Origin of the sequence: Ferruginibacter sp. (genome assembly GCF_014377975.1) — a bacterium.
GTDB lineage: Bacteria > Bacteroidota > Bacteroidia > Chitinophagales > Chitinophagaceae > Ferruginibacter.
The window spans coordinates 1-8,911 of the sequence record NZ_JACMOO010000110.1 but is presented as its reverse complement, the minus strand read 5'-3'; the positions used below and the strand labels follow the sequence as shown (position 1 = coordinate 8,911).

Genomic DNA, 8,911 nt, shown 5'->3' with positions numbered 1-8,911 from the left:
GATAGGTTGTTTAATTTAAGATTAGTAAAAAATTTTGTGCAAAACGATCAGTAAATAGTTTTTCATTTGAACGGATATTGCACTTAAAAAGCATTTTTTACAATGTTACAACATCTATTTTTTTACAGAAGTCAATAAACAGTGCAGCGGCGGATAAACCTCTTAAATTATTTTAAAAATTTGTATGCTGCAATATATAAATATAAATTGTTTGGAAGGTTGGACCATTTTTATTTACTGGTTTATTACAACAGTTTTAAAATAAACTATACAGAAATCCAGTTGTGTTTCTGATGCAATAAAATAAAAATGCGTTGAAATAAGGTATTGCCTGATCTGTAAATAAATGCAAAAGTATCAATAGATCTAATTGAGCTCATTCATTTTAGCGTAAAAAAAACTAAAGAAGTAATTTAAGAAAATCCCTAAAAAAGTAGTGGCCAGTGATAAAAATCACCGGCCTTGCTTACCTCTGAAACCACAAGAAAAATCTTAAGATAATATTTTTATAAGGATATATTTTAATTGTATTTTTTTAAACAGCACACTTGGCGAAAAGGCCTTAGTGGAAGGGTTTTCATTAAGATAGGAGGAAATGTATAATTTAGAGCAGAATGTAAAACTAATATATTTTTTGGATAATTATATTTTTTTTATTTTGATACGCCACCTTTGTTAATTCATTTTTTAAATTTTTATAAACTTCCCCCTTTTACTGTGTAACAGCATTTCGCCCACCGGAAAATTATGGAAGGCGCGTACAAAAAACCTGGCCTGAAATATTATACAACAGAAAGGCAGCGCATTTACCAAGTGGCATCTTCGGTAAAATAAGATAAAAAACTACAAATAGTATTATTAATACCGATAAAAATATATTGTCAATAGGATGCAGTTGCACGTCTAAAAGGATAACAGTCTGTTTAGCCTGTAGTTTGGTGTTTTAGAATGGAAAGATATAGTAAAATTAAAGCACGGTTAGCAATAAAATGACCAACCGGTTCGGTAATCTTCATGGCCGTATTACCTTTTTACTGGCACATACCTGCTGTATTGTAGCCTGCAATACCCCCGGTGTTTTATTTGTTGCACTAAATATTTCAACCAATTTTATAAAATCCCTTTAAGTGGCAGATGTACTAAGAATTGGAGCAATTAAAGCGCACAACGGAAAAACCCGGTTTTTTGCAGGTAATTATCAAATTAGCACCAGCATATTGTGGCCCTTTTTAAAGGAATAAATTTTCACATTAACAATCGATTGATCCATTTATAATTTCTTTTACTTCATCCACCTTACTTACTTTATATTCCGGCAACAAAAAAAACCGACCTTTACCATAATAATGGAAAAGTCAAATTTTATAGATTACATCAGGATTTTTTGCCGCAGTGGCCACGGAGGCGCTGGAAGCAGGCACTTTATGCGTACTAAATACAATGCTATGGCGGGGCCGGATGGCGGCGATGGTGGCAGAGGTGCACATATTATTTTAAGGGGCAGCTCACAATTGTGGACCCTGTTGCATCTTCGATACTATAAAAATGTGCTGGCAGAAGATGGAGAAAGTGGCAGTAAAAATAACAGTACCGGTAGTTTTGGTAAAGATATAATCATTGAAGTGCCGCTGGGTACCATTGCCAAGGACGAGTTAACCGGAAAAAAAGAAATAGAAATATTAGAAGACGGACAAGAAGTAATTTGGGTAAAAGGGGGCCGTGGCGGATTGGGCAACGCCAATTTTAAAACTTCCACCAACCAGGCCCCGGAATATGCACAACCAGGTGAAGATGGAACTGAAGGATGGAAATTACTGGAACTCAAAGTATTAGCTGATGTCGGTTTGGTAGGTTTTCCCAATGCCGGAAAATCAACTTTATTGAGTGTAATTACCGCAGCCAAACCCAAGATAGCTGACTATGCTTTTACTACACTGATACCACAATTAGGTATGGTGGAATACAGGGATGGCAAAAGTTTTTGCATTGCCGATTTACCGGGTATTATTGAAGGCGCGGCAGAAGGAAAAGGTTTAGGCCACCGTTTTTTACGTCATATTGAACGCAACTCTATCCTGCTGTTTTTAATACCTGCAGATTGTGCCGATCATAAAAAAGAATTTGAAATACTGGTGAACGAATTGGAGCAATATAACCCGGAAATGCTGCAGAAAGATTTTGTAATTGCCATCAGTAAAAGTGATATGCTGGATGCTGAATTAAAGACAGCTATCGTAAAGGAATTACCACAAAAAATTCCACATATTTTTATTTCATCTGTAACAGGTCAGGGATTACCCGAACTTAAAGACCTGCTTTGGTCAGTGATGAATCAGCAGGTACAAAAATAACCTCCACTGAATAGCGTACTAAAATACCTGAAAGGTTTTTATAACAAAGAATTTAACTGCTGGTATGTGCTGCTGATTCTGGTGATGCTTGGCGGCCTCATCTATCTCAATTACTGGCATGGCCTCGAAAAGAAATATGCAGCGTCGCCCGAAAGCCGCCTGGGTAAATTTGTCGGTTATTACCTGCTATATTTTATTCCTTTTGCCACAGCATTTTTTTTACAATTACTTTGTTTTAAAGATTGTACTTATTTTAAAAATAGCTGGTTCTGGATCATCCTTTTTTTAGCGCCGGCATTATTTTCCTTTCGGGTAATCTTTAACTGGCAGGAAGAATGGATAAAAAATATTTGGCATGGCGCCAGCAGAACTTTTTACCTGCATTGTATTAATTGGGTGGTACGGGTTTTTATTTTACTGTTACCGGTATTTTTTATATGGCTTATAAAAGATAAAGATATTCAACCTTTTTACGGTACAAAACCGTTGAACAGTTTACGCCCTTACCTGCTGATGTTACTGGTGATGATTCCATTACTTGCATTAGCGGGTACGCAAAGTGATTTTTTACAAGTGTATCCAAAAGCGAAACTGATTAATAAAATACCCATGCATAGTTGGGTTGATAAAGGACGGTACATTATTTTTGAATTGTGTTATGGCTTTGATTTTGTAAGTATAGAGTTTTTCTTTCGGGGATTTTTAATATTGTCCTTAATGCGTATTTGTGGTATGCATTGTATTATTCCCGTGGCATGTTTTTACTGCGCCATTCATTTAGGTAAACCCATGGGTGAAGCCGTCAGCAGCTTTTTCGGCGGCACTTTATTAGGCATTATTGCTTACAATACAGGCAGCATCTGGGGTGGTTTAATTGTTCATTTGGGTATTGCATGGATGATGGAAGGTGTTGGGTGGCTTGGCATAATTTTTAGCAAAGTAAAATAAAAGTCCCGTGCAAAAAATGCAATAGTATTCTTCTTAAGTCTTTCTTACACTAAAAATTTACATTTTTCGTTTTCTCCGTTGCTACGTCGCTCATTAAATACCAGTGCGTAGTAAAGGAACAATCCTGAATATAAAAAGTACAAGAAGTTGTACGCAGTGAAAACCTTATATTACGGTTCAGTTTAGCCTGAACAAAAAAATTAATGGTATCGAACATTAACATATAAGCTGGTTATTTTTATAAAATACTACACATACTGTAAAATCTGCGATGAGAAAAATTATAATTCTTTTTTTATTGCCTGTTATTTCAATTGTTCTATGGGGTTGCCCATACGATTCAGCTTATGGTATAGACGAAACTGCACTGGAAAATATTGATGAAAATTTATTAGGCAGCTGGGCAACTTTTGTTTCCAAACCAACTTATGATCAGCAGCATGTTGAAGATCCGGTAAAAATAATTTTTTCAAAAAATACCGACCTTGAATATAATATCGCCATTACCGGATACATTGATGAATTGAAGCCTTACCATGTTATCACCAACGATACAATAAAAGGGACTGCGTATATCTCCACAGTTTCAGGTACACAGTTTTTAAATAGTTTTATTAAAGGCCGAATGTATATAGCAGAGATAAAAAGAGATAAGAACAATATATCAATCCTTTGCCTGGCAGAAAGTTTTACCGTTAAGTTTATAAAAAACAGCAAGGAGCTGCGCAAAGAAATTGAGTTTTACTACAAGGTGGCTGCAACACCCCGCTATGATGATTTTTTTGTAGCCAAAAATTTACAAAAAGTAAACTAATACCGCTGCTGCTTTTTATAGACATCTTAAATAGATCAATAATTAAAAATTCTTTACAATGTTGTAATTTGCCTGTTCAATTAATCATTGCTCATGCCAACCAGTAAAATCGGCGGTATTGGATCGTACGTTCCGGAAAATAAGGTAACCAACAACGACCTTAAACAATTTATGGATACTTCGGATGAATGGATACAGGAACGAACCGGTATTAAAGAACGCCGGTATGCACATCGTACCAACGAAACAACTACCACCATGGCCGTGGAAGCAGCAAAAATTGCAATAGAACGGGCAGGCATTACTGCACAGGAAATTGACTTTATTATTTTTGCCACTTTAAGTCCTGATTACTATTTTCCAGGCTGCGGCGTACTGGTACAGCGTGCACTACAAATGAAGGAGATTGGCGCACTCGACATCCGCAACCAGTGCAGCGGATTTGTGTATGCATTATCGGTAGCCGACCAGTTTATTAAAACCGGTATGTATAAAAACATCCTGGTAATTGGTAGTGAAAAACATTCTTTTGGTTTGGATTTTAGTACCCGGGGCAGGAATGTTTCAGTAATATTTGGTGATGGTGCCGGGGCTGTGGTATTACAAGCCACGGAAAAAGCCGGCCAGGGAATTTTAAGTACGCACCTGCACAGCGATGGACAGAGTGCAGAGTTACTGGCAATGTACAATCCGGGTACGCATGCCAACCATTGGGTAACTAACCCCGTAGCGAGCTATAATGAAGCACCTGCAGGTGATATGTTTATGAGCAAGGAGATGATTGATAAGGCAGAAAATTTTCCTTTTATGGATGGCCCGGCGGTATTTAAAAAAGCCATCGTAAAATTTCCCGAAGTTATACAGGAAGCGCTTACAAAAAATGGTTTAGCCACCTCAGATATTGACCTGTTGATTCCGCATCAGGCTAACCTGCGCATCAGCCAGTTTGTACAGCAAAAGCTTGGATTGCGGGATGATCAGGTGTTTAATAATATTCAGCATTACGGCAATACAACGGCAGCTTCCATCCCTATTGCTTTATGTCAGGCATGGGAAGAAGGTAAAGTAAAAGAAGGTGATCTTGTTTGTCTGGCTGCATTTGGCAGTGGTTTTACATGGGGCAGTGCGTTGTTGCGCTGGTAATAATTATACCCGGCAATTTTATTAATCAACCTGCTGAGTTTTAATAAAACTGCACTCCGCAGTTACATGTACTGCATTAATTTTATGATACTGTAGCAGATCACCGGTATTTTTTATTGCCGTTTCTACATCGGAGAAAATTAATGGTTTTTTCTATGGTTGTATATTCAATTCAGCCGTCTTTTTTTAAATCCTAACTGTTGCTCCATTGCTTTAATTTTATGTTTTTAATAAAGCCCTTCATTCATGCAGCGTAAAATAATTTATTTCATTAATCCCATTTCAGGCACAAAAGATAAAGCACCGGCGCTAAAAATAATTGCAGAAAGAACCCGCCAACAAAACATTCCCTTTGAAATTTTACATACCAACGCACAGGGTAATTATCATTTTTTAAAAGAAAAAATTGAACAGGAAGGTGTAACCGATATTGTTATCTGTGGTGGCGATGGCACTGTTAGCCAGGTGGCGGCTCTGCTCATAGATGAAGATATTAATATTGGTATCATACCCATGGGTTCGGGTAACGGCCTTGCGTTGGCTGCAAAAATTCCCAGAGATATAAATAAAGCCCTGGATATAATTTTTACCGGTAAGGGAAGATATATAGATTCTTTTTTTATCAATGAAACTTTTAGCTGTATGCTTTGCGGGCTTGGGTTTGATGCGCAGGTAGCACATGATTTTGCCAGTCAGCCTTCCCGGGGATTAGCCACTTATATTAAAAAATCAATCGAAAATTTTGTTACTGCCAGGCCGTATTCATTTGAAATTGTCAATAAAGGAAAATTATTTGCCACAGAGGCCTTTTTTATAAGTATTGCCAACAGCAACCAGTTTGGTAATCAGTTTACCATTGCACCCAAGGCCAGTTTAAATGATGGTTTGCTGGATATTGTGGTGGTAAAAAAAATGAGTAAAATGAGGATGATTTTGGCGATTGCCAAACAAGTAATGGCCGGTAAAATAAATGAGCATGATGAAAAAACATTTCATCAGAAAGATGTTCTCTATTTTCAAACCACACAACTAATTGTACATAACCTGGCACAGGCACCCTTACATATTGATGGCGATCCAGCAGTTACCGCAAAAAAACTGGTAATAAAAATAATACCGGATGCCTTTAAATTAATACAGCCCGCTGTTAAAATAACTACCGTAAAATAACTAACTTCAATTACAGATTTTAAACAGTTAAAACCAAAATCAATGCGTACAGTTGCAAATGTATTAATGAATAAACCACCTGTGTTTAATTTTATAGATCCAGACGCAAAAGTGATTGAAGCGCTACAGCTTATGAATTCGGTAAACCTTAGCTACCTGGTAGTAAACAAGGATGACACTTTTTACGGTATTTTTTCTGAAAGGGATTACAGCCGCAATGTTATTTTAAAAGGGTTGCATAGCGATAGTTGCGCCGTAAAAGATGTAATGAGTACATCGCTTCCGGTAATTGCCCTGCAGGATACCGTTGAGCATTGCATGGAATTATTAAATACCCATAAAACGCGTTACCTGATTGCTTTTGAAGATAACCAGCTAAAAGGTGTTGTTACCATCAATGATGTACTTAGGGAGGCGCTTGAAAGCAAGGAAATGGTATTTGATGAGTTAGCGCTTAACCAGGCTATTGAATGGGAGGATAAGATTTATTAATGGAACGTATCAATCATTTTAAATGAATCTGTTGCTACAACAGGTTCATTTTTATTTAAGCAATCCAGTGAATTCCTTCAGCACCTGTTGATTATTTTCAGCACTAAACGAAGCAATCACATCCGCTTTTTCTGCAGCGGTTAAATGAAAATTTAAGGCTGCTCCCTGGTCTACTAATTTTGGAATATATATAAACTCCAGGCGGCGCACATTTGTTTTACTTACTTCCGGCAAATAACTAAGATCCTGATTTTGTGAATAATCCTGTAATCTAAACCAATTATGTTGCAGCATGGTAGCAGGTTTTACCAATATATCCGTAATTGTACCTGTTTCCAGCGGATGGTGCCAGTTATCTTTTTCGCGGTCGCGTATTTGCACAATAATAATGCGGCTGGTATTTTGAGCCAGCCAGTCTTTAAAATTATCAATAAAACGCAGGGTAGTTTCCTGACCAAAATTATCCCGCAGCCCCGCATCCATTACATCTACCACCGGGTTGCTGGGTAACCAAACACTGGGCAATATATACGGAAAAGTAGCATTCATCCGCATGGCAGTCAGCATCCGCAAATTCATAGGATCCTGTTTGTAAAACAGTGCAGCAAAATCAATCGCATCGGGGCCAATACTGCTGTCATTTTCGAAAGCCGACGGCTTCATCATAAAGCTCAGGGGCTGTGTGCCAATCATCATTTTGCGTCCATCGGCAGTAACTACGGAATTAAATATCATCATCGGAATAACGGCAGCTTTTTCATCCGCGGCATATTCTTTTAGTTGCCGGTTCAAAATTTTTCCGGAATTTTCGTTTAGTTTTTCTTCAAAAGCATAGCCCCTGTCTTTTATATAACTGTAAGGCCCAACCAGAAATCTTTGAGCAGGCGAAAAAATATCCCTGCTGATCATGGAAGAAAAAATAGGGTTTAACAGATCCTGCGCAATATTATCTGTATAAACAGACTGATGCAGGTTAATGGGCTGCCCTTTTAATTTATTGTGATACAATTCCCTGTAATATGCAGCAGCCAACATACCGCCGCTGGCGCCACTTATTAAAAATGTTTGTTGCATCAGCCTGCCACCGGTTATGCTATCTAATTGCTGCATGGTATTCATTACAAAAGTAGCGCTCCGCAAACCGCCGCCACTAACATTCATAAATATCATTACTGGCTTTTCTGCAATCTGTCTTTTTTTCCAGTTGTTTAAAACCTGCAGCATGTTATTTTTATCGGCTGTTATGTGGGCCGGCGAACACAATTGTTGCAGTGATTGCCTGTTATACTTTGGCCGCTGATCTTTATTATTGTAATTAATGCCATATGCTTTATTACGGGGGTCAATAATTTCTTTCTCGTATAAAATATTCAGTATTGCTGTTAGGCCAATTACGAATAACAAGCTCCAGCTTTGCAAAAAATAAGTAAGTGCGCCAATTACGGCTACCATCAGTGCAAAAAATACAAGAATGCTTGCTGCAGCCGGTGCCTGAAAAAATTTTATATCTAAAAAAAATCCACCTGCAACTAAAAAGATAAAAGCCAGTATAATGCCCACTATCGCAGCAAAGTGATGCCGTTTAAAAATAGTGTCTAAAAAATCCTGGTTGTAATGCTTTACCGGCCTGACTTTGCGAAATTTAAATCGTCCACTTAAAAAATAACTCACCTTCATACCAAAGCCGTCCACATGAGGATTTTTTGCCGGATCATAATTACTTTTAAAAAATTCAGGATTGGCAATTACCGGAGTAATGGTGCGCAAAATTGTTCTGTCAACCCCAAAAAAGAATGCAAAAGAAAAAGCGATCAGTGATATAAAACCACCTAAAAAACCAAGTATCAGCGCGATTTCTTCCCCGGTACTTAATAACTCTTTATTTGTATTGAACTGTATGGATTTTATCAGGTAAAAGATCAGGAAAAATAAAGGCAGCAATCCATTATTGACACAATATTTTAAAAATGGCTTAGAAGCGGTTGCCAGAAAT

At 37.5% G+C, this 8,911-nt stretch carries 7 protein-coding genes; 6 read left to right on the top strand and 1 reads right to left on the bottom strand.

Features of this window, described 5'->3' with window-relative positions; all coding sequences use genetic code 11:
- The first annotated feature begins 1,346 nt into the window (after window positions 1-1,346).
- The 6 genes from obgE to H7254_RS06545 all read left to right on the top strand — a co-directional run bounded on the left by obgE (window position 1,347) and on the right by H7254_RS06545 (window position 6,918).
- On the top strand, window positions 1,347-2,351 hold the full coding sequence (gene obgE / locus H7254_RS06570) for a GTPase ObgE (protein WP_301921257.1): 1,005 nt from the start codon (window positions 1,347-1,349) through the stop codon (window positions 2,349-2,351).
- 66 nt (window positions 2,352-2,417) lie between these two features.
- Window positions 2,418-3,299: a CPBP family intramembrane glutamic endopeptidase gene (locus tag H7254_RS06565; protein WP_301932212.1), complete on the top strand. Its 882-nt coding sequence runs from the start codon at window positions 2,418-2,420 to the stop codon at window positions 3,297-3,299.
- Window positions 3,300-3,570: 271 nt separating this feature from the next.
- Window positions 3,571-4,113, top strand: coding sequence for a hypothetical protein (locus tag H7254_RS06560; RefSeq protein ID WP_301932211.1), 543 nt, complete (start codon window positions 3,571-3,573; stop codon window positions 4,111-4,113).
- Between the two features lie 93 nt (window positions 4,114-4,206).
- On the top strand, window positions 4,207-5,256 hold the full coding sequence (locus H7254_RS06555; RefSeq protein ID WP_301932210.1) for a 3-oxoacyl-ACP synthase III family protein: 1,050 nt from the start codon (window positions 4,207-4,209) through the stop codon (window positions 5,254-5,256).
- A gap of 246 nt (window positions 5,257-5,502) precedes the next feature.
- On the top strand, window positions 5,503-6,426 hold the full coding sequence (locus H7254_RS06550) for a diacylglycerol kinase family protein (protein ID WP_301932209.1): 924 nt from the start codon (window positions 5,503-5,505) through the stop codon (window positions 6,424-6,426).
- Between the two features lie 42 nt (window positions 6,427-6,468).
- Complete coding sequence (locus H7254_RS06545) at window positions 6,469-6,918, top strand: CBS domain-containing protein (protein WP_301932208.1); 450 nt, start codon at window positions 6,469-6,471, stop codon at window positions 6,916-6,918.
- Window positions 6,919-6,969: 51 nt separating this feature from the next.
- On the opposite strand, the gene H7254_RS06540 is transcribed toward H7254_RS06545, so the two are convergent.
- Window positions 6,970-8,911 (bottom strand): hypothetical protein (locus tag H7254_RS06540; RefSeq protein ID WP_301932207.1); only part of this gene is annotated, 1,942 nt, incomplete at its 5' end.

Coding starts and splice junctions, on each gene's coding strand:
- obgE (WP_301921257.1), top strand. CDS start 1,347: ATGGAAAAGTCAAATTTTATAGATTACATCAGGATTTTTTGCCGCAGT.
- H7254_RS06560 (WP_301932211.1), top strand. CDS start 3,571: ATGAGAAAAATTATAATTCTTTTTTTATTGCCTGTTATTTCAATTGTT.
- H7254_RS06555 (WP_301932210.1), top strand. CDS start 4,207: ATGCCAACCAGTAAAATCGGCGGTATTGGATCGTACGTTCCGGAAAAT.
- H7254_RS06550 (WP_301932209.1), top strand. CDS start 5,503: ATGCAGCGTAAAATAATTTATTTCATTAATCCCATTTCAGGCACAAAA.
- H7254_RS06545 (WP_301932208.1), top strand. CDS start 6,469: ATGCGTACAGTTGCAAATGTATTAATGAATAAACCACCTGTGTTTAAT.